Annotated in this window: 19 protein-coding genes; 5 read left to right on the plus strand and 14 right to left on the minus strand. The window is 62.5% G+C overall.

The annotated features are described in order from the left end of the window. Positions 1-21 precede the first annotated feature (21 nt). The gene (locus IPQ13_12915) at positions 22-513 is read right to left on the minus strand and encodes a prepilin-type N-terminal cleavage/methylation domain-containing protein (protein ID MBL0211789.1); all 492 of its coding nucleotides are present in this window, start codon (positions 511-513) and stop codon (positions 22-24) included. Positions 514-912: 399 nt separating this feature from the next. Here IPQ13_12915 and IPQ13_12920 point away from each other — a divergent pair, with 399 nt between their 5' ends. Next, entirely contained in the window at positions 913-2,598 is a 1,686-nt protein-coding gene (locus tag IPQ13_12920) for a hypothetical protein (GenBank protein MBL0211790.1), read from the plus strand. Between the two features lie 34 nt (positions 2,599-2,632). On the opposite strand, the gene IPQ13_12925 is transcribed toward IPQ13_12920, so the two are convergent. The 7 genes from IPQ13_12925 to IPQ13_12955 all read right to left on the minus strand — a co-directional run bounded on the left by IPQ13_12925 (position 2,633) and on the right by IPQ13_12955 (position 8,855). Continuing rightward, a complete protein-coding gene (locus IPQ13_12925) occupies positions 2,633-3,361 on the minus strand; it encodes a class I SAM-dependent methyltransferase (GenBank protein MBL0211791.1) in 729 nt (242 codons plus the stop codon). Between the two features lie 119 nt (positions 3,362-3,480). After that, on the minus strand, positions 3,481-4,392 hold the full coding sequence (locus IPQ13_12930) for an NAD(P)-dependent oxidoreductase (protein MBL0211792.1): 912 nt from the start codon (positions 4,390-4,392) through the stop codon (positions 3,481-3,483). Then, positions 4,389-4,919: a dTDP-4-dehydrorhamnose 3,5-epimerase gene (rfbC, locus tag IPQ13_12935; protein MBL0211793.1), complete on the minus strand. Its 531-nt coding sequence runs from the start codon at positions 4,917-4,919 to the stop codon at positions 4,389-4,391. Before rfbC ends, IPQ13_12930 begins: the two co-directional genes overlap by 4 nt. Further along, complete coding sequence (locus tag IPQ13_12940; protein ID MBL0211794.1) at positions 4,916-6,151, minus strand: methyltransferase domain-containing protein; 1,236 nt, start codon at positions 6,149-6,151, stop codon at positions 4,916-4,918. The genes rfbC and IPQ13_12940 overlap by 4 nt, the downstream gene beginning before the upstream one ends. Before the next feature lie 3 nt (positions 6,152-6,154). Continuing rightward, entirely contained in the window at positions 6,155-7,234 is a 1,080-nt protein-coding gene (gene rfbG, locus IPQ13_12945; GenBank protein MBL0211795.1) for a CDP-glucose 4,6-dehydratase, read from the minus strand. Then, complete coding sequence (gene rfbF / locus IPQ13_12950) at positions 7,231-8,013, minus strand: glucose-1-phosphate cytidylyltransferase (GenBank protein MBL0211796.1); 783 nt, start codon at positions 8,011-8,013, stop codon at positions 7,231-7,233. Before rfbF ends, rfbG begins: the two co-directional genes overlap by 4 nt. Continuing rightward, positions 8,010-8,855: a glycosyltransferase family 2 protein gene (locus tag IPQ13_12955; protein MBL0211797.1), complete on the minus strand. Its 846-nt coding sequence runs from the start codon at positions 8,853-8,855 to the stop codon at positions 8,010-8,012. The genes rfbF and IPQ13_12955 overlap by 4 nt, the downstream gene beginning before the upstream one ends. 477 nt (positions 8,856-9,332) lie before the next feature. On the opposite strand from IPQ13_12955, the gene IPQ13_12960 reads away from it, so the two are divergent. After that, entirely contained in the window at positions 9,333-10,337 is a 1,005-nt protein-coding gene (locus IPQ13_12960) for a putative sugar O-methyltransferase (GenBank protein MBL0211798.1), read from the plus strand. Between the two features lie 215 nt (positions 10,338-10,552). Beyond that, positions 10,553-11,398 (plus strand): NAD-dependent epimerase/dehydratase family protein, encoded by an 846-nt coding sequence (locus IPQ13_12965; GenBank protein ID MBL0211799.1) that lies wholly within the window; start codon positions 10,553-10,555, stop codon positions 11,396-11,398. Here IPQ13_12965 and IPQ13_12970 read toward each other — a convergent pair. Further along, positions 11,367-12,320, minus strand: coding sequence for a glycosyltransferase family 2 protein (locus IPQ13_12970; GenBank protein MBL0211800.1), 954 nt, complete (start codon positions 12,318-12,320; stop codon positions 11,367-11,369). The genes IPQ13_12965 and IPQ13_12970 overlap by 32 nt on opposite strands. Positions 12,321-12,555: 235 nt before the next feature. After that, positions 12,556-13,638 carry a tetratricopeptide repeat protein gene (locus IPQ13_12975; protein ID MBL0211801.1) on the minus strand — a complete coding sequence of 361 codons (1,083 nt, stop codon included), beginning with the start codon at positions 13,636-13,638 and terminating at the stop codon, positions 12,556-12,558. 139 nt (positions 13,639-13,777) lie between these two features. Between IPQ13_12975 and IPQ13_12980 the strand changes: the two genes are divergently transcribed. Beyond that, entirely contained in the window at positions 13,778-14,542 is a 765-nt protein-coding gene (locus IPQ13_12980; protein MBL0211802.1) for an enoyl-ACP reductase, read from the plus strand. A 125-nt stretch (positions 14,543-14,667) separates the two neighbouring features. Continuing rightward, positions 14,668-16,893, plus strand: coding sequence for a fused MFS/spermidine synthase (locus IPQ13_12985; protein ID MBL0211803.1), 2,226 nt, complete (start codon positions 14,668-14,670; stop codon positions 16,891-16,893). Here the strand turns inward: IPQ13_12985 and IPQ13_12990 are convergent. The 4 genes from IPQ13_12990 to IPQ13_13005 are packed head-to-tail and all read right to left on the minus strand — an operon-like array spanning position 16,835 to position 19,996. Continuing rightward, positions 16,835-17,338 carry a peroxiredoxin gene (locus IPQ13_12990; protein ID MBL0211804.1) on the minus strand — a complete coding sequence of 168 codons (504 nt, stop codon included), beginning with the start codon at positions 17,336-17,338 and terminating at the stop codon, positions 16,835-16,837. The two genes, IPQ13_12985 and IPQ13_12990, sit on opposite strands and share 59 nt — an antisense overlap. Beyond that, positions 17,302-18,012, minus strand: a complete 711-nt coding sequence (locus IPQ13_12995) for a hypothetical protein (GenBank protein MBL0211805.1) — start codon at positions 18,010-18,012, stop codon at positions 17,302-17,304. The genes IPQ13_12990 and IPQ13_12995 overlap by 37 nt, the downstream gene beginning before the upstream one ends. Continuing rightward, positions 18,009-18,641, minus strand: a complete 633-nt coding sequence (locus IPQ13_13000; protein MBL0211806.1) for a hypothetical protein — start codon at positions 18,639-18,641, stop codon at positions 18,009-18,011. The genes IPQ13_12995 and IPQ13_13000 overlap by 4 nt, the downstream gene beginning before the upstream one ends. Beyond that, positions 18,638-19,996, minus strand: a complete 1,359-nt coding sequence (locus tag IPQ13_13005) for a hypothetical protein (GenBank protein ID MBL0211807.1) — start codon at positions 19,994-19,996, stop codon at positions 18,638-18,640. The genes IPQ13_13000 and IPQ13_13005 overlap by 4 nt, the downstream gene beginning before the upstream one ends. Positions 19,997-20,059 lie beyond the last annotated feature (63 nt).

Raw genomic sequence — 20,059 nt, forward strand, 5'->3', positions numbered from 1 at the left:
AGTATGGCAAACCCGGATGGGCTACTCGATGGCGGTGGCCTTGCGAACGGTCAGGGAGCCGTCGATGGTGTTCTGGACCTTCACGATGCCGCCGATCCATCCGCCGAGGGTGGAAGTCGGATAGGCGATGTACATCTTCGCGGTGCCCAGGGAGCCCGCAGTCATGCCATTGAGGAACGCGGACTTGGTGCCGGCCGTTCCGGCCGTGAACGTCTGGATGTAGGCGCCAGCGGCGGTATTCCAGGGGTTCTTGTCCTTGGTGGCCGGGTGGGTGGCGGCCAGGTACGCATTCAGGGAAGTGGTGATGGCGGCGGAGGCAAGGCCCTTTTCCTTCGCCTTGTCGTACTGGCCGACGCCGTCATCGATCATGCTCACCATGTTGGAGATGCCCGCCTTGTCACGGGCCCGGGCGCGCTGGCTGAGCAGGGCGGGAATCGCGATGGCGCTGATGATGCCGATGATGGCAAGCACGAGCAGCAGCTCGATGAGGGTGAAACCGGATTGCTTCTTCATGGCAAGTCCTCCTTAGGGAATGGGCCGGAGAGCAAGTATCAAGAGTGATGCCAGTCTCGTCAGCGGGTGGGGTGATAGGGAAGATGGTGCGCTTGGCTGCGGGAAACTTCAAGTGCGGAATGTGCGCGGAAAAAACAGGGACACACCGTGGCACTAGTGTGACGTGGGAGGGCGGTTCTTAACATATGGCATTTCGTTTAATATTCTTGAAATTAATCCCTCCCCAGGATTTCAAGGACGGATGGTTGCTACCGCGTATGCTTGGCCTGCGCGAGGGCAGGTTGAGCTGCCTGGAAGTTGGGCGGCACTGCATTGGAACTTCCACCTCGCCCCCCCGCTGTGGCAGGTCCGGCTTCCATGGCGTGCAGCGGAACGCGATGATGAAATGCAAGGAGTCCTATGAACAAGAGATCAGCGTCTTTCTGGGGATTGGGGGGCGCGCTTGCGCTGCTTGCCTTGTTCTCGATCTACCTCGCCTTGAATCGCATCTACCAGGTGGACGAGGCCCAGAACGTCTTCATGGCCCGGATCATCGGCACTGGGCAGACCGGGACCTATTACACCAACGCTCCAGTGTGGTTGATGGGTCCCCTGGCCTGGCTCGCCCGCTCCGTCCCTGTTTCCACCGACCTTTTCATGTGGAATCGGTTGATCTTCCTTGGCCTGTTCTGGGCAAATGTGGCCTTGATCGCCCTCAACACAGGCATCAAATTGCGCTCGCTCCAAGGTTTGGCGGTTTTGCTCGGGGCCGCTACCTTGGCTCCACTCTGGGATTACGGATTCGAAATCCGGCATGACAATCTGATTTTGACGGGTCTGCTGCTTACTTGGTGGATCGGGCGCACCGGCCCCGCCGGCAAATCCTCATATTTTTTCATCGGATTTCTTGCGGTCCTGCTCCAATTCGTCGCGTTCAAGGCCTTTGTCTATGTCCTTCCAATTTCAGCGGCTTTTCTCGCCTTCCCATCCCCTGCGCACCGACAGGGCAGGGTCAGATTGGCGGCCATGTGGATCGCAGGGGCGGCCGTAGCCTTGATCCTCTGCCGTCTGGCCTACCTCCGTACCGGGTTGTGGACGGTCTACCTCGCCGGACTCCAGGGAGGCCTGGATGCCTCGGGAGGAGGCACCCGCTTTGGCGCTGGCATGTCCCTTAGCCGCACCCTGGTGCAGACACCACTGCTCCTGGCCATCGCCGCGGCCGCGCTTTGGAACGTGGGCCGGAATCTCCGCTTCCGGGGCCTCGCCTCGCTTGGCTGGGAAGGCGCTGGACCCGAGGCCCTGCTTTTCCTGGCCATGTTGATCGCGTTCTTTGTCAATCCGACGCCATTCCCCTACAACCTGGTGAACCTGGTCCCGTTCGCCTTCCTGCTCGGATTCCGGTTCCTCGGCCCCGAATTGGAGGGCCTATCGGTCCGTCCCGCTGTGTTGGCCATGGCTTCGGGAGTCCTGTGCTTCACGCATGTTGTCCCGTTCATGGCCGCGACCTGGCGCCACCTGGACTGGAACAACGAGCGCCAGGAGCAATTGATGCGCACCGCGGAAGCCTTCACGGATTCTTCCCGAGATGCCGTCTACGACGCGATCGGAATGGTGCCGACCAGGCCGAGCATCCATTTCCAATGGTTCCTGCACAGTCTCAACATCCAGTCCTTTCTCAAAGAAAAGTCACCCGGCATCCAGGAGCTGCTTGGGTCGAATCCGCCGGTGGTGCTCATTCCAAGCTACCGGACGGACTGGCTCCGGCAGGAGGACTGGACTTTCATCCAGAGCCGTTATGTCCCTTTGGCTGATGATTTCTGGGTGCTTGGGCAGGCCCTGGCCACCGGGGGCGGCGAGTGCATGATCCTGCATTCCGGGCGCTACCAAGTTGTAGGGCAGCGCAATGGGAATATCGCGCCGCTGGATTCGGGAATGTGCGATGGCAAGGCGATCGGCAACCGACCTGTGGAATTAGGGATCGGCCGCCACGAAGTGAGCTGCCCCAAGGACGTGCGTCCCGCGTTCATCTGGGTCGGCCCGAAGCTGGAGAGGCTCCCGGAACTGGGGCGGGGGGACCATCAGCGGCTTTTCGTGAACTGGTATTAGCCAGCCGGAAACCAGGCGGCGCGAGCCGCTGGATTCAGGATTTTTTCAAGGTATAGGCCATCGAACCACTGGGGAACAGCCAGGAGGCCAACATGCCGAGCGGGTAGAAGGCAAGGAAGGCCATCTGCTTGAACCGGCCGAAAAAGAACACGGCCAGGCTTGCGGCAACAGTGTTGGGGAAGGCGACTTTCCTGGTGGAAACCAATTTGAATCCGTGGGCCTGGGCCAGCCGTTCGATGACACTTTCATCCGGGAAGGACAGGTGCCGTGGCGGGTCGAGCCCATGCCAAAGGCGGCCGAAGAGGCGCGCTTCCCAGGAATGGATATTCGGCAGGAGGATGTAGACCAGACCGCCTGGAACCAGCACATCGCGGATGCTTTGCAGGCAGGTGGAGGGATCGGCCAGGTGTTCCATCACATAGTGCAGGGCCACCGCGTCGAAGGGAGGCGCCGCGCTGGTTTCCAGGGCAGCCCAATCGCTCCAGACCGGGACCCCCAGATGTTCGGACAACCGGATGGCGTGATCCGCATCGAATTCATACCCCGCCCGGCGCAAGCCCAGTCGCTTCAGGCTGTCCAGGTACCAACCATCCCCACAGCCGAAATCCAGGATCGCAGCCCCGGGCTGCAGAAGCGTCCCATCGAAATAAGCGCCGCGGAAGACAAGGCGCCGCAGCCATTCGTGCAGGCGTGATTTCTTCGCGTGGATGGGATATTGCTCGTAGAGGCTGGCGAGATCCGCGGGAATGGGATGCTGTTGCACCAACCCGCATCGGTCGCACCTTACGTAGTCCGCCAGTCCAGGACTGCCAAGGAAATGGTCCGGGCAACTGTTGAGCCACGGCCGCGAAGCTGGACCCGCGCATACCCGGCAGAGAAAATTCATGAATGGCCTTTCCACCACGAGACCGTTTGTTCCAGGCCCGCCCTGAGGTCGTAGCGCGGGCGCCAGTCCGCCTCATCCCGCAGGCGCTTGTTGTCCGCGCAAACATAGGGCGGATCCATCGCATTCTCCTGCCGTGCGCCAAAATCAAGGAGATCGGTCCCCCCGGTGATTTCTCCGAGGAGCCGCACGATCTCATGCACCCGGGTCGGGCGCCCGGACCCGATGTTCACCGGTCCCCGCATTCCGGCGAGGGTCACATCGACAAGGGCCGCTGCAACATCCTCGACATGCAGGTAGTCCCGCACCTGGAATCCTGAAGTGACCGCAGCGTGTTCCCCGCCCAGCAGCCTCAACGCGACATCGGGCACCAGGCGGCGGGAGTCCTCCCAGGGGCCATACAGGTAGAACAGGCGGGCCCATGCGAAGGCAGCTCCCGAAGCCTGAGCGAGCGCCTCGCCTTCCCGGCCGGTGGATAGCTTCGCGCTGGCGTAGGGCGTGAGGGGCAGGGTGGGCGCGGATTCATCCAACGGGGTTGCCGTCAGCGAATATTCGAAACAGGTTCCGACACCGGTGATCTGGCCGCACCCTTGGGCGAGCAGGGCGGAAATCAAACGCAGGCTGCCTTGGCGGCAATCGTCGTTCAGGGGCGAGGCGAGGTATTCCCCGGGCACCACATGCCACGCGCAGTGGATGCAGGCTTCGATGCCCTCGCAATGCCGGAGGAGCTCCGTGTCGGGAGCCCTGAACACGTCGCATTCCACTCGGTGGAGCCGATGAGTTTGCTCTGGAAGGCGTTGGGATCCACTGCCAGGACGAAGCACCGCATACACGTCGCAACCGCGCGCCAGCAGCTCCCGGCACACGTGGGAACCGATGAACCCGTTGGCCCCTGTGACCAGCGCCTTCATCCCGTGAAATCCGGGTAGGCCGCGTCCTTCGCGGAAAGGATCGGATCCGGAACAGGCCAGTCGATGCCGAAGGCGGGGTCGTTCCAGCGGACGCCCTTGGCGCAGTCCTCGTGGAAGAACTCGGACATCTGGTAATGGACTTCCGCATCGTCGCTCAAAGTCTGGAATCCGTGGGCGAAGCCTTCTGGAACATAGATCGCGGCGCCGTTTTCCTCGTCGAGTTCGAAACCTTCCCACTTCTTGAAGGTGGGCGAACCGGGCCGGAGGTCGAGGATCACATCGAACACTGCGCCGCGGGTGCAGCGCACCAGCTTGGCCTCCCGATGGGGTTCAGCCTGGAAATGCATGCCGCGCAGCGTGCCGCGCCTGCGGTTGAAGGAGATGTTGCACTGGGCGATTCCGGGGATGAGGTCATGGAGTTCCGCCTCGCGGCCGCACCAAGTGCGGGCGAAGAAACCGCGTTCATCCTCCAGACGATCCATCTCGATGCGGAAGGCTCCACCCAGGACAGACGGAATGAATTTCAAGGAAGGACCTCGACCCGCGGAATGGGCAGGACGAAGCGGCCTCCCCAATCGCGTATATGGGCCATCTGGTCCATGATTTCCTCGCGTAGATTCCAGGGCAGCACCAGCACGAAATCGGGCTTCGTCTCTTTGATCCGATCCGGGCTGAAGACCGGAATCCGGGAACCGGGCAGGTACCGCCCCTGCTTGTGCTTGCTGCGGTCGACGGTGTAGTCCAGGAAATCCGTCCTGATGCCGCAGTAGTTGAGCAGCGTGTTCCCCTTTGCCGGCGCGCCGTAGCCGACGATGGACTTGCCCGAGCGCTTGGCGTCGATGAGGAACGTGAGCAGCCCGCGCTTGGTCTCCTCGACCTGCCGCGTGAACCTTTCGTAGGCATCCGCATGATCGAGGCCCAGCGACACCTCGCGCTGCCGGAGTTCCACAACCCGGGGGCCGACCGGCTCCGATGCGTCGGCCAGGTGCCTGCCGTAGATTCTCAGGGAGCCGCCATGGGCCGGGAGCTCCTCCACGTCGAACAGCTCGAGGCCATGGCGGAGGAAGGCCTGCTCCACCGCAAGGAACGAGAAATAGGAGAAATGCTCGTGGTAGATCGTGTCGAACTGGTTCAGTTCCATCAGGCGCAGCAAGTGGGGGAACTCCATCGTGATCACCCCGCCCGGATTCAGGAGCAGTTCCATGCCCGCGATGAAATCGTTCAAGTCGGGCACGTGGGCCAGCACATTGTTCCCCAGCAGCAGGTCTGCCTTGAGACCGGCGGCGGCCATGTCTTCGGCCGTGCGGGTGCCGAAGAACCGCACCAGCGTGGGGATCCCCTTGGCTTCCGCTTCAGCCGCGACATTCGCTGCCGGTTCGACCCCGTGGACCGGGATGCCCCGTTGGGCGAAATATTGAAGGAGATAGCCGTCATTGCTGGCGATTTCCACCACATGGTGGGCGGAGGTCAATCCGAGCTGCTTGGTGATCGACTCCACATACGCCTCGGAGTGCTTCAGCCACGAATCCGAATAGGAGGAAAAGTAGGGATAGTCGGAGAACAATTGCTCCGGGGTCACGACCGCCGGGAGCTGCACGAGCCAGCATTGTGTGCAGACGTGGGATTTCAACGGATAGGTCGGCTCCATCACCAGCAGGTCCTCGGCGCTCAGGTACCGGTTCGAGAGGGGCGAGGCCCCTAGGTCCATGAAGACCTGGTGGAGTTCGGCACCGCAAGACCTGCAGCAAAGCATATTCATCCTCTATCCGTGACGGGCGGCAAGCCGGTCCCCGTATTCACCAATGTCGCGCAAAGCCAGGGCCTTGGCCGACTTTCCATCCAACAGCCCACGGTACCAGCGAACCGTCCAGGCTACCGCATCCTCGACACCGAGGACCGGATGCCAACCGAGCTGATCTTCAGCTTTGGTGATGTCCAACTGGAGGGAATGGGCCTCATGAGGATGGGAGGCTGGATCCCTCTCCCAGGCGGCGTTTCCGCCCCAGCGCCGCGCGGCGGTATCCGCGATCCAGGAGACCGGCTTCACGTCGGTCTCAAGGGGGCCGAAATTCCATCCGCCCGGCATATCCTTATCGCCGCCCCAGAGCCTCTCGGCCAGCATCAGGTAGCCCCGGAGCGGTTCGAGCACATGCTGCCAGGGACGCGTCGCCAGGGGATTCCGGATCACCGCGGACCGGCCATCCGAAAAGGATTTCAGAAGGTCGGGCAGCAAGCGGTCCTGGGCCCAGTCCCCGCCTCCGATGACATTCCCGGCCCTTGCGGTCGCGATTCCGAGTGGTCGGCCAGACTGTCCATCGAAAAAGGAACGCCGGTAGGCCGCCGTGACCAATTCCGCACAGCCCTTGCTGCTGGAATAGGGATCGAATCCTCCCATCGCATCATCTTCACGGTATCCGCGGGTCCACTCGCGGTTTTCGTAACATTTATCGCTGGTGACAACCAGGACCGCCCTCACGCTGGAAACGCGACGGACCGCATCCAGGAGATGCACGGTTCCCATCACGTTGGTCGCGAAGGTCTCGACGGGTTCCTGGTAGGAGACCCGCACCAGCGACTGGGCGGCGAGGTGAAGGATGATCTCCGGCTCTGCGTGGCTGATCGCCGATTCCAATGCCGCCGCGTCCCGCACGTCCCCACGCAGATCCACCACCTCAGCGCCCACATCCGCCAGGTTGAACAGGCTCGGTTCCGTGGGCGGATCCAACGCGTACCCGGTCACGCGGGCACCCATGTGGCGCAGCCACATGCAAAGCCAAGCACCCTTGAAGCCCGTATGGCCTGTGATGAAGACCGATCGATCCTTCCAGAAGCCCGGATTCATCTGGTTTTCTTCTCCCACGGGGCACTGCCGCTCTGCCACATCTCCTCCAGCTGCCGGACATCGCGGAGGGTGTCCATGCACTGCCAGAACCCGTGATGTTCGTACACGGCCAACTGGCCTTCAGAAGCAAGGCGTTCCAAGGGTTCCCGCTCGAAAACAGTGGGATCCCCTTCGATGTAATCGGCAACTTCGGGTTCGAGCACAAAAAATCCGCCATTGATCCAGCCCTCGCCGATCTGGGGCTTTTCATCGAAGGCGGTCACCATTCCATCCTTCAGCTTCAACTCGCCGAATCGGGCCGGAGGACGGACGGCGGTCACCGTGGCAAGCTTGCCGTGCTTGCGGTGGAAATCGACAAGTTTGTCGATATCGACGTCGCTCACGCCGTCTCCGTAGGTCAGAAGCATGGTCCGGCCTGCCTGCTTCAACAACCTTTTCACGCGCCCGCCGGTCTGCGTGTGCTGGCCCGTATCCATCAGATGCACGTGCCAGTTCTCGGTGGGAGGGCGGTTGATGTCCACGGCCCCCGACTCGAGATGGATGGTGAAATCGCTGGCACGGTAGCGGTACTGGAAGAAGAATTCTTTGATGACTTCACCTTTGTACCCGAGCGCCAGGAAGAAATCGTCCGCGCCGTGGGCCGCGAAGATCTTCATGATGTGCCACAGGATCGGCATGCCCCCGATCTCGACCATGGGTTTGGGTTTGAGCACGGTCTCTTCGGAAAGACGTGTTCCCAATCCGCCGGTGAGGATGCCAACAGGAAGAAATTGGTTCATTTCCGGCTCCGCGAATTGAAAAGGATGAACCTGGTGAGGCCCTGCCTCAGAAAGGCGTTCAGGCGCGAGCGCAGGCGCCCCGCCGACCTGTCAAACCAAGTCAGGTGCAGCCCGCGTTTTTTATGCAGGTCTTCCATGAACTCGGCATATTCCAGGTGCTGGCGATGGCCCAACGAAAGGCTCCAGGACTGCTCTGAAAGGCGGAAGGCGCAAAGTGTCTCGTCGATCACGTGGAGGTCTCCTGCGGCCAAGAGTCGGCACCAGAAATCGAGGTCGATGCAATAACTATAGCGGGGGTCGAAGCCTCCGGCGGCCCGCGCCAATTCCGCCCGCGCAAGGATGGCGCCGGGCTCTCCAAAGATGTTGGTGCCATGCCGGATGGACATCGCGGTCGCGAGGGCTCCACCCAACCGACCCGGCTGACCGGGGAATCCACGGCGCAGCCACCGTTTGCCTCTGGAGTCCACGATGTCCCTCGAACAGCAGACCATGGAGATTTCCGCTCGGGTATCCGCCTCCAGGACCTCGACCTGCTTCTCCAGGCAGGTGGGATAAAGCAAGTCATCCGCGCAAAGGAGCTTGATGTACCGCCCCCGGGCCAGCGACATCGCGCGATTGAAATTTCCAGCGGCGCCGATGTTTTGTTCGTTCCGGAACAGCCGGACCCTCGGATCCGCGATTTTCGCGAGCAGTTCGGGCGTCGAGTCGGTGGATGCATTGTCCACCACCACCACTTCCAAATCACGGAAGGACTGGTTGAGCACAGAGTGGAGGGCTTCGGTAATGAAGCGCTCCGTGTTGTAGACGGGAATGCACACCGAGACGAGCGGAGTGGAGCCCATCAAGATGCGCAGGTCGGCATGATGAATGTCATCCCATTTGTTAGCATGAAAGATTTTAACAATTGAACGACCCTAGGAGGCAGTGGGCTCTGAGCGGTTGGCTAGGCTAATTTCACGCCCTGCCTTCTCTGATGTCAAGGCGCCGGGGCCGGGGCAGCGGGTCGGTTGGGAAGATGCATGACGGGTGGATCCGTCGATGGCTTTGTCGGCGAAATCCACCCGCCGCAAAGCCTATCGCTTCCGCGGTCGCACTGCGCCAGGCAATCCGAGCCCGTTCGTTCAAGGACGGCACTGGACACTCCCTGGGCGTTCTCACAGACTAGCCAGAGGCGCGCATTCCATATGAATCCCAAGCCGTGCGGGCTCCGGCAGGCCGGTTGCGGCCTCCAACTCCCCCACCCCTCCTTTCAGCAACCGGACAGCGACATGATGAATAGCCTGCGGGCCTCAAGAAAACCAATTCCGGAGCTTGACCTCATGATCCAGGACATGCGGAAGGCTGGGACCCTATTCCAGCCTTCTCCGTTCTGGGAGCAGCTCATCGCCCAGCAGGTCCGCCAACTGGAAGAAGAGGGCATCGAACATTTCAAGAAAACGGTCAACCTCCGCTACTTCAGCTGGGATGTGAAATGGATGCTAGCGCAGCAATTTCTCCCTTTGGCCAGGGCCTGGTTCCAGGCTCGGGAATGGAACATATTCTTTCGCGGCGCCGGCATCGATTCTGCGGGAGGAAGAAAAATTTTCGGCCCGGTGATGGGATACCTCTACGGGATCGCCCTGGCTCTCATGAAGAAATTTGTGGCCATGAGGGATCCCTTGGGCCTCATGGATTCGTTGGAGGAGCCGCTCACCGGGGACCCGATCTACATCCGCCGCGATGGACTCCGCTTATCCCAAGATCTTTGCAACTCAGTCCACGAGTTTTATGCTGCCACCACTGGACTCGGCGGGGAGATCAAGGGCGATCTGGAGGTTGTCGAACTGGGTGCTGGATACGGCCGGGTTGGATTCGTCTTCCTGAAGGCGCTGAAAGGTTGCCGCTACACGGTGATCGACATCCCTCCTACGCTGTATGTGGCCCAGGAATACCTCTCTGCTGAATTTCCGGGGATTCCGATCTTCAAGTACCGGGATTTTTCCTCCTTCGATGAAATTCGGACCGAATTCGAAAATGCTCAGATCCGTTTCATTGCGGCACACCAGATCGAGCTGCTTCCAGAGAAGCATTTCGACCTGTTCCTGAACATCAGCTCCCTGGCGGAGATGACTCGGGAGCAGATCGATTTCTATTTCGCGCAGATCGACCGGCTCACCCGGCGGTTCTTCTACACCAAGCAATGGCGCAACTCACGGGCCCCCGGCAATGGTTTCCGCGTGACCGAATTCGGCTACCCGGTTCCAAAAACGTGGACGACCCTGTTCCATGAACGCCATCCGATGCAACGGTTCTTCTTCCACGCCTTGTACAGCCTGCCTCGATGACCGCAGCGATCCCCCGCCACCCCGGTTGTCGGGCCCGGGGGGCACGATCCGCAACGAGGCCGGAACGTAGAGTTTCAGGGTCCGGCTCGGTCCGCCCCTGGTGCGCCGCGCAGGATGAAATTTGAAACCGTAATATCCTCGGGTGTCCAGGTTCCCATCCCTTCCCCGAACAGGCGGATCCATTGAAGGCTTTCAGTTCGCATCCATTTCGTGACGTGGTTCTATTCGGGGCCAGGGGCCAGCTCGGTTCAGCCCTTCATTCGGCCCTGGATGAGGGCAGGGGCATCCGGTCCTACGCCTGGCATGAGTTGGAGTCCATCCTCGATGATCCGCATGGACTCAGATCCAAGGTCTTCGAAGATCGGCCCTGCGATGTGCTGTTCGCATCAGGCCTCACCGATCCGAACGAGGGCGCGGCGCGCCTCCGCCGGGCGAACGTGGAGTTTGTCCAGCGGGTCGTGGCAGCCGCCCAAGGCCTGGATGCAAGGTTCCTGACCTTTGGAACGATACAGGAACATTTTCCGAATCTATGCGCGACCAATCCCTACCTGGACTCCAAGCTTGAGCTTGGCGGATGGATGGCCGTCCAAGCAGGCAACCCCAGGGCCGCCGGGCGGTTTCTCCACCTCCGCCTGCATACGCTTTATGGAGGCGAGCCGAAGCCGCACATGTTCATTGGCCAGATTGTCCGTTCGCTGCGGGACCAGACCGTCTTCCGCATGTCATCCGGAGACCAGCTCCGGGAGTACCACCACGCCGACGATGTCGCCCTCGGGGTCCGGAACCTGCTCCAGCGCGACTGGAGCGACCTCCCGGGCCCCTCGCTTGACTTGAATTCAGGCGAGCCCTTGAGGCTGGCCGACCTTGCCCGGGGCATTTTCACGGCGTTCGGCGCTGCTGGACTGCTCGAGATCGGCGCGCTGGAGCGCCCGGCCCAGGAGAATACCCGGGAAGTGTTCCCCCGATCCCCTGAATGGCTGCTTCCCGCATCCCGCGAGCCCCTGAGCGGTGTGGTGGAACAGTTGCTGTCTAGAGGCAAGGCGGAACGCCATCCGCATTGATGGAATCCCGGAAGATCACCCTGGGACGGTTTTTCGCGTCATCGAAAACACGGCTCAGATACTCGCCCAGCACACCGAGAAAAATGAAGGTCACGCTGTTGAGCATCAGCGTCAGCACCACCAGCGTGGTGAAACCCGGCAGGGGAGTTCCATGGAGGATGCGCCCGTAAAGGTAATAAAGAGACAACAACATGGACAGCACGAACAAAATGATTCCCAGGATGCCGATCAGCCTCAGGGGCGCTTTGGAGAAGGCCGTCAATGCATCGACCGCGAGGGTGAGGTAGTGCAGGAAGCTGAACTTGCTGGCGCCGCCGATGCGGGGTTGGCGGTCATAGAGCACTTCCGCCTGGCGGAATCCCAGGTACGACACCAGGCCTCGCAGGTAGAGATTCCGTTCCGGGAGATTTCTTAGGACCTCCACGACCCTCCGGTCGAGCAGCCGGAAATCGCCGGAATCCTTCGGGATCGGGAAATCCGAAAGTTTGTTCAATAAACGGTAGAAGAGGGAGAAGGCCAGCCGCAGAAACCAGGACCCGTGCCGCGTGGCGCGGACCCCATAGGCGACATCGAAGCCCGCTTCCCACTTTTCGACGAACTTCGGGATCACGGCGGGGGGGTCCTCGAGATCGGCATCGAGCTCCACGACGGCGCTTCCGGTGGCCATTGAAATCCCGGCGAAGACGCTGTTCTGGTATCCGAAATTCCGGGAGAACCGGAAGGCCTTCAGGTGGGGGCGGTCCGCGGCCAGCCGGTTCACCACCTCCCAAGTGGAGTCGGTGGAGGCATTGTCGGTGATGATGATTTCGAGTTCATAGGCGCCCAGCTCTTCACGGAAGAGCCGCTCCACGGCTTCCACAGCCACGGGCAGGTTGGCGGCCTCGTTGAATGCCGGGATGCAGATGGAGATCCTCTTCGGCATATTCAGGAAACCCCGCAGGATGAGACGGATTTATTTGCGCTGACTGCGGCTGGCTTTGTCGTGTTGCCATGCGATCGAGAAAGGGTCATCGCGCAAGCATAGATTGAATCGGAATGGAGCGGGAGGCCGGGTTATGGAAACTCAGAGCCGGAACCCGCAGGAACGCCTTTGTTTCCGAGTGTTCTCAGTGTGGCCAGCCGCCTCATGTGCAAAAAAGCGTCCCACATGGACGGGGCTACCTCAGATCCTCCATCAGCCGCTTCGCTCCTGGATGTTTGGGATCGGCTTTTAGGGCGGCCTGGGCGGCTTGCCGGGCTTCATCATGCCGGTTGAGGTCCTTCAGGATCTGGCCGCGCCGCCATTGCACCGAAGCGATGCCCCCGATGCCGCCTTCGAGGGGCTCCTTCAGGGCCTGGTCCAGGTAGGCGAGGCCTTCCTCGCGGTGGATGCCCGCCCGGGCGGCGATCTTGCCGAGCTGGACCTTCATGAGGCTCGGGAGGTCGCAGTGGTGGAGGGAATCATGCGCTGTTTTCCAGGACGATTCGGGAACACCCCCATCCAACAGCGCATCGCAAACAGCCTGGATGCCCCGGGCCCGTCCTTTGACGGTAGGGAGCAGACGCATGGCTTCGGCGGCGCACTGGGCGCGCTGGGCGCTTTCGCCCAGGGTCTTGCGCGTGGACCGGCTGCCCAGGGCATCCAGGTAGCCATAGACCACTTCCGGATCGCCCGGGGCGGTGGAGAGGGCCCGCAGGAAATAACCTCTGGCATCGTTCCATCGGCCATCCATGGACAGCACCATGCCCTGCAGAAGATCGCCGCGGGCAGGGTTGACCTTGCGCAGGTTGTCGGCGCAGGCCAGCGCCTTTTTGGTGGAGCCCCCGAACAGGCCCGGGAGCTGCTCATAGGCCAGGCCCAGGCTCATCCACGCGGATGCCAGGCCCGGGTCCGCCTGGGCGGCGGCGCGGAAATCATCCATGGCGCCCGAGGCGCCCCGCAGGCTCCCCAAATTCCGCTGCTGGATGGCGGTGCCAGCGCGGGCCAGTCCACGGGCCAGCAATCCGTCGGCGAGATCCCCTTTCCGTTCCAAGGATTTCTGGGCGGCGGCGCCCGCCTCGCCGAACCGCATCAAGGCTGCCAGGGCCTGGGATTTGGCCGCCCAGGCCAGGGCATCGCCAGGGTCCCGGCTGAGGCGGGTTTCCGCATCCGAGAGGACCTTCAGATATCGGCCCTCATCCAGATCCAACCGCGGATTGTAGGCGCCCTGGGCCGCCAGCAGGGGCATGGCCATGAGGGCGAGGGCGCGTCGAGGATTCATATGTCCTGAAGTGTAACTGTAGGAGATAAAGTTCGATAAAGCTTGGCACATGCCGGTGGTCCGCCCCCGCGCTTGGTCGGAGGGGCGCTTCAAGGTAAGGTGGGACCTTCATTCGTAACGATACTGGAGGTTTTTCAAGATGCTGATGAAAGGTATGCGCGGTCTGATCGTCGGGGTCGCCAACAAGCGGTCCATCGCCTGGGCCATCGCACGGGCTTGCGCGGACAACGGCGCCCAATTGGCCCTCACCTATCAGAACGAGCGCCTCGGCGAGAATGTGAAGGAACTGGCCAAGGAACTGGAAAATCCGCTGCTGCTGCCCCTGGATGTGAGCGACGACGCCCAGATCAAGGCCGCGTTCGATTCCTTGGGCGAACAGTGGGGCAAGCTCGATTTCATGGTCCATGCGGTGGCCTATGCCCCCCGCCAGGCGCTCGAGGGGGATTTCGTCTCCACCTCCCGGGAGGATTTCCGCATCGCCCAGGACATCAGCGTGTACAGCCTGCCGGCCCTCGCCCAGGGCGCGAAACCCCTGATGACCGAAGGTGGCAGCATCATCGCGCTGAGCTACCTGGGCGGGTCCCGGGTGATGACCAACTACAACGTCATGGGCGTGGCCAAGGCCGCGCTGGAGTCCTCGGTGCGCTACCTGGCTTCGGATCTGGGGCAATTCGGGATCCGGGTGAACGCGCTCTCCGCCGGTCCGCTCAAGACCCTGGCCAGCAGCGGCATCGGAGGGTTCTCCACCATCCTGAGCCACCACCGGAAGCATGCGCCGCTCAAGAAACTCGTGGAACTCGAAGAAGTGGCCGACGGCGCGCTGTTCCTGCTCAGTCCCATGGGCCGCGGCGTCACGGGCCAGACCATCTACGTCGATGGCGGCTATTCCATCATGGCGATCTGAGGCGAAGCCTTTGGCCCATGATGACCGCCTTTGCGGAATCGCTGAGCGAGGTGCGTTTCTAATGGTCTCCGGGGCATGGACAGTTGTTGCGTGACAGCCTGGAAATGCGGGCATCGGGAGTCTAGATGATCTATGGGGTGCTTTCCTTTTTGGGCGCATTCGTCCTGTTCTTGTTTGAACCCTTCCTGGGGAAGGTGCTCACCCCGCGTTTCGGCGGCGGCGCCAGTGTGTGGATCGTCTGCATGCTCTTCTTCCAGGCGGTGCTGCTGTGCGGATACGCTTACGCGCACGTCTTGAGCCGCAGCGGGGAATCCAGGCGCCAGTCCCTGTGGCACAGCGCCCTGCTTTGGGTAGTCCTGGCGCTTCTGGGATGGGCCTGGATCCGGCATGGGAATCCCCTGATTTCAGACGTTCTGCCGGAACCTGGCCAAGGCATTCCAGCGTTGCTATGGATCCTGCTCCGCACCGCCGGATTGCCGATGATCGCCCTCGCGGCCACCTCCCCGCTGGTGCAGCTGTGGTTTGTCCAGGCCCACTCAGGGCGTACCCCCTACCGTCTCTACGCGTGGTCCAACGCGGGTTCCCTGGGGGGACTGCTGGCCTATCCTTTCGCGGCAGAACCGATGCTCAGCACTCCGGCGCAGGGAATCCTGATCTTTCTGCTCATCGGGGTGTTTGCCTTGGGGATTTGGACGCTGCACCGGGCCGCCGTGCGCAACGGCGATTCGCCGTCAGGACCCGAGGCCCCGCCGACGGTGGATGCAGAGCCGGAAACAGGAGTGCCCGCGGCGTCCGCAAGCCCGCTCACGCCATGGTTGTGGGTTCTGGCATCGGCCATGGGCTCTGCGATCCTCATGGCTTCGACCAATAAAATGACCATGGAAATCGCGGCCATCCCGCTTCTGTGGATCCTGCCGCTGGTCCTGTACCTCGGCACCTTCATCCTGGTCTTCGACGCGAAGTGGAAGCTCAGCTGGGGCTGGTGGCCCGCCGTGTGGCTCCTGTTGTTCGCCGCCGCCGCCTACCTGGCCATCGTGGCCCGGTCGGATACGAAACACCAGGTCCTGATGCCGCTGCTTGAAGGCTCCATCATCACCTTTGCGGGCTGCATGGTGTGCCATGGGTTCCTGTTCGAATCGCGTCCCGCACCCTCGGGGTTGACTCGCTTCTATCTGCTCATCGCCGCCGGGGGCGTCCTGGGCGGGCTGTTGGTGGCCCTTGCGGCGCCTTTCGCCTTCAATCGGATCTATGAATTCGGCATCGCCATGCTCGGCGTGGCCATCGTCGGGTTGTTGACGGCGCGCGAGCTCGGAGGGGCCAAGGGCAATCTCATCGCCATATCGGCCTTGGCGGCCATGGTGGCGGGGGGATTTTCCTTGAAAGCGGAAGGAAAGAGCCGGGGCCACTACCTGAGGAATTTCTACGGCATCATCCGCGTCCTCCGGATCGAAAATCTGTTGGAGCTTTCCAACCTCAAGACACTCCATGGGTTGGTGGATCTCAAGGCGCCCGGCAACCCGCTGGTCTACTACACGCCGGATTCCGGCATCGGGCGTGTCCTGCGGATGGAAATGGCGCGCAAGCAAGGCCTGCGGGTCGGTGCGGTGGGCCTGGGCGTCGGTTCCGTGGCGGACTATGGGCGCGAGGGGGACGAGTATGTCTTCTACGAGATCAATCCGCTGGTGATCAATCTCGCCGGGCCGGATTCCCAGGTGTTTCCACTCTTGAGGAATTCGAAAGCCAAGATCGAAGTGGTGGAGGGGGACGGCCGGATCTGCCTTGAGCAAGAATTGCGGGAAGGCCGGGCGAGGGGATATGACGTGCTGCTCATCGACGCCTTTTCCGGCGATTCGGTTCCTTGGCATCTGCTCACGGTGGAGGCGTTCCAGACCTATCTTCGCCACCTGGCGCCGGATGGCGTGCTGGTGCTGCATGTGAGCAATCCGCTTCCGGTCGACCGCATCGCCTTGAGCAGCGCCAAAGCCTTGGATCTTTATGGTGCTTATCTGGTCGACCTCGGGCCTTCGGCCGGCAAGGTGAATCCATTGCATTCGGTGAGCGATTACATCGTGCTCACCCGCGATGCTGCTCTGCTGAAAACGCCGATAATCCTGGAGCGCCTTCTCGCAGGCTTCGGCCCCAAGATCTACCGGGGCCAATCCGAGGGTTCTGCGCGCGTGGCCTTCCTCAGCGCCGATCGACCCTGGCGGGATGACCGCAACAGCCTTTCGCAGCTGCTGTTCAAGCGGACCGCGCTGGAAGAAATCGGGCGCTGGAACCTCGCGCAGGCGCCTAACCCTTCAGCTTCTCCAAAATCTCCAGCACCGCCTGCACATGGCCTTTCACGCTGACCTTCGGCCAGGCCTGGCGGATGACGCCGTCCGGATCCACCAGGAAAGTCGAGCGGATGATGCCCTCGACCTCCTTGCCGTACATCAACTTTTTCCCGAAGGAGCCGAGAGGCGCGAGGAGGGTCAGCTCGGGATCGCTCAGCAGGCGGAAGGGCAGCTCCTGCTTGGCGATGAACTTCTGGTGGCTCTTCTGGTTGTCCCGCGAGATCCCGTAGACCTGTGCCCCCATTCCTTTTAAGCGATTCCAGTTGTCCCGGAAATCGCAGGCCTCGGTGGTGCAGCCGGGCGTGGAATCCTTGGGGTAGGCATAGAGCACTGTCCAGCCTCCAAGGAAATCCTTCTGCGTGACCGTGTTGCCCTGGTCATCGAGAAGGGAGAAGGGCGGGATCTTGGTTCCGATGAGTCCGCTCACGAGGGGTTCTCCAGGGTGCGTGTGGAGGTCCATGCTAAGGCCAAAACCAGCATCAGCGAAGCGGCGCCGAGGGCCGTTCCGTCCGTGGAGAGCCGGGGCAGCTCCTCGTTGAGCAGCAGACCCAAGGAATCATGCTGAGGTCCCGGACCCAGGCCCAGCAGGCGCAACGTGGCTTCGCCCCAGAGCGTCGCCATCCATGCGGTCGGGAAAAGCGGCGCGGCCTCCTGGAACGCCCAGGGCGCCCAAGCCTTCACCCGGTGGGCGGGGGTGGCGCCCAGCACCTGGACCATCGTCCAGGCGGGCCCCCGCCGGAAGGGGTCCAACCTCGCGCGCAGGACCGGTTCCAACTGGAGAGCCTGCAGGCAAGCCAGGAGACAGCCGAGGGAGACCCACCCAAACCCCCCGGAGGCCGCGGCCAGGGGGATGAGCAGAAGCAAGGCAGGGAGGGAGCGCAGGGCGGAGCGGCCATCGCGGAAGCGGTCCTCGCCCAGGGCCAGCAACAGCCCGAAGGCCAGCGAAGCCAAAGCCACCGCAGCGGCGAAGCCGAAACTCCGGGCGCCCCCGAGGAGCAGACGCAGCAAGCCGTCGCGCCCCAGCGCATCGGTGCCCAATAGGTGCGGCCAGCCTGCCGGAAGGTCCGCCGTGAAGGGATCCAGCGGGAGCTCGGGCAAAAACAAGGCGAGCAGGAACGCGCAGCGCCACTTCATTGCCGCTCCCAGATCCGGGTGGCCCGCCACAGGAGCGCGAAGGCGAGCATCCACAGCGCGATGCCCAGACGGTCCCGGTTGGCGATCCGCTGCATCCAGTCGCCGCCGAATCCCTGGATTCCGAAGATCCGTTCCAGGATCAAGGCCGCGGTGAGCCATAACGGCACCCGGGCCGCGAGCCAGCGGGGCATGAGTCGTAGGATCACGGTCCGGCGCGTCCTCCGGATGGCAACGGATCCGTAAGCGAGCGGCAAGGGGGTTTCCACGGGCATGGCCGCGCAAAGCCAGCGGACCTCGGAGGGCAACGCCGCCACCAGGAAGGCGGCTCCGAAGGCCGGCAGCCCCGGCGGCCCCCAGGCGCTGGGCCACAAGGCCAGCAGCAGCCCGCCCCACAGAAAATCCGGCGGGGCTTCGATCAGGGAGAGCATTCCCATCCGGGCGCCACCGGGGCCCAGCAAGCCGGCGATGACCGGAGCGGCCAAACCCAGAATCCCCAGCAACGCCGCCATGGGGAGCAGCGCCGCCCAGGGAAAATCCGGCGCGGAGGTCTGGTGCCATACGGCCCCCGGCAGTCCAACCCCCGCGACGGCCGCCAGCACCCAGATGGTCCAACCCTGCCAGTGTTTCACTTGGCCCAGGTCCAGCCCGCTGCGCCGGGTGTCGTGAGATAGAGGCCCAAGGCGCTGGGTTCCACCTTCAGGCGCTTGTCCACCCAAACGATGGAGGTGAAATCCAGAAGGGGCAGCGCCGCCGGGTGGACGGACCAGATCTTTTGGAGCTCTTGCCAGGCCGGGCTTTGCGGCGAGTCGAGCCTGGCTGCGGGACCTTCGAACTTCCCATCCTTCCAGCCGCAGAAATTCATCGGGCCGTTGGGTTCCAGCAGTTCCAGGACCGACCAGGGATGGGGATCGAAGATGTTCAAGGCCGAAGCAAGCTGAAAGTCCCCGGTCTGCAAACGCTGGTAAAGCAGGCCCGCTTCCACGGGCTTGGGCTCCAGATCGACGCCATCCTGCCGGGCACGCTCCCGAAGCGCCAACAGGGCCTTCTGGACGAGCCCATCCCCGGCGCTGTAGAGCAATTCCCAGTGCTGGCCCTTGGCCGATGTCGGCGCAGGCGCCTGGATTCCCATCACGGGAAATCCAAGGGATTCCGGCCAGAGTCCGCGGCTTGCCTGGGCCTTGCCGCTGAAAAAATTCACCGGGAAGGCCTCTCCGCGCCATTTCTCCAGAGCCTGCAAGGGGGTCAATCCGATCCGGCTGAAGACCAGGAGCTGGGCGCGGGTCGGCTGGCGCAGCTCGACCATCGTTGGTGGCGGCTGGAGACCGCCCCTGGCTGGAGGCGTGCCGATGGAGAGCCACCCTTTCTGCAGGTTCTGGAGCAGGGTCTGCTCATCCGCGATCAGGCGGAAATGGATCGCGCCGAGCTTCGGTTTCAGAAAATGCCCGCGCGCCGTGAAGGTCCATTCACTGCCCCGCCTCACCAGCGAAAATGGTCCGCTGCCTTCATCCGCATGGCCTTTCCGGGCCACCTGGAGGTGCGCGAGCTCCATCAGCAGCCTCGCGGCAGGCTTCGAGGAGGACAGTTCCACGAAGGGGCCTTTTTGGGCGACCACCACGCCCTGGAGGATTCCGCGCTTGGTCGGGCTGGCGTCCTTGTTCCGCTGGATTTCCTGGAAGGTCCAGGTGATATCCCCGGGGCCCACGGGCGCGCCGCTTGCGAAACGCATCCCGTCGCGGAGATGGAAACGCAGCGCCTTGCCCCGGATCTCCCAGCGATCCGAAAGTCTTGGGACCACTCGATTTTGAGCATCCAGCCCCACGAGGGCATCCCCGGTGAGCGATTGCAGGATGGCCTGCTCGAAGCCTTCACCGCGGATGAAATCCAAGGGCCCGGGGTCCCGGGCGAAGGATTCTTCCACGGTCTGGGCGAAGCCCAAAGCCGATGGAGCCAGAGCCATCAGGAGGACGAGTGCCTGGATGCGCATGGTTTCTTACCTGGGTGGGTGGAAGCATCATGCGCCTCGGGGCCGTCCCTTGCCAAGTGTTGT

It is taken from the genome of Holophagaceae bacterium, from assembly GCA_016720465.1.
Lineage (GTDB): Bacteria > Acidobacteriota > Holophagae > Holophagales > Holophagaceae > JANXPB01.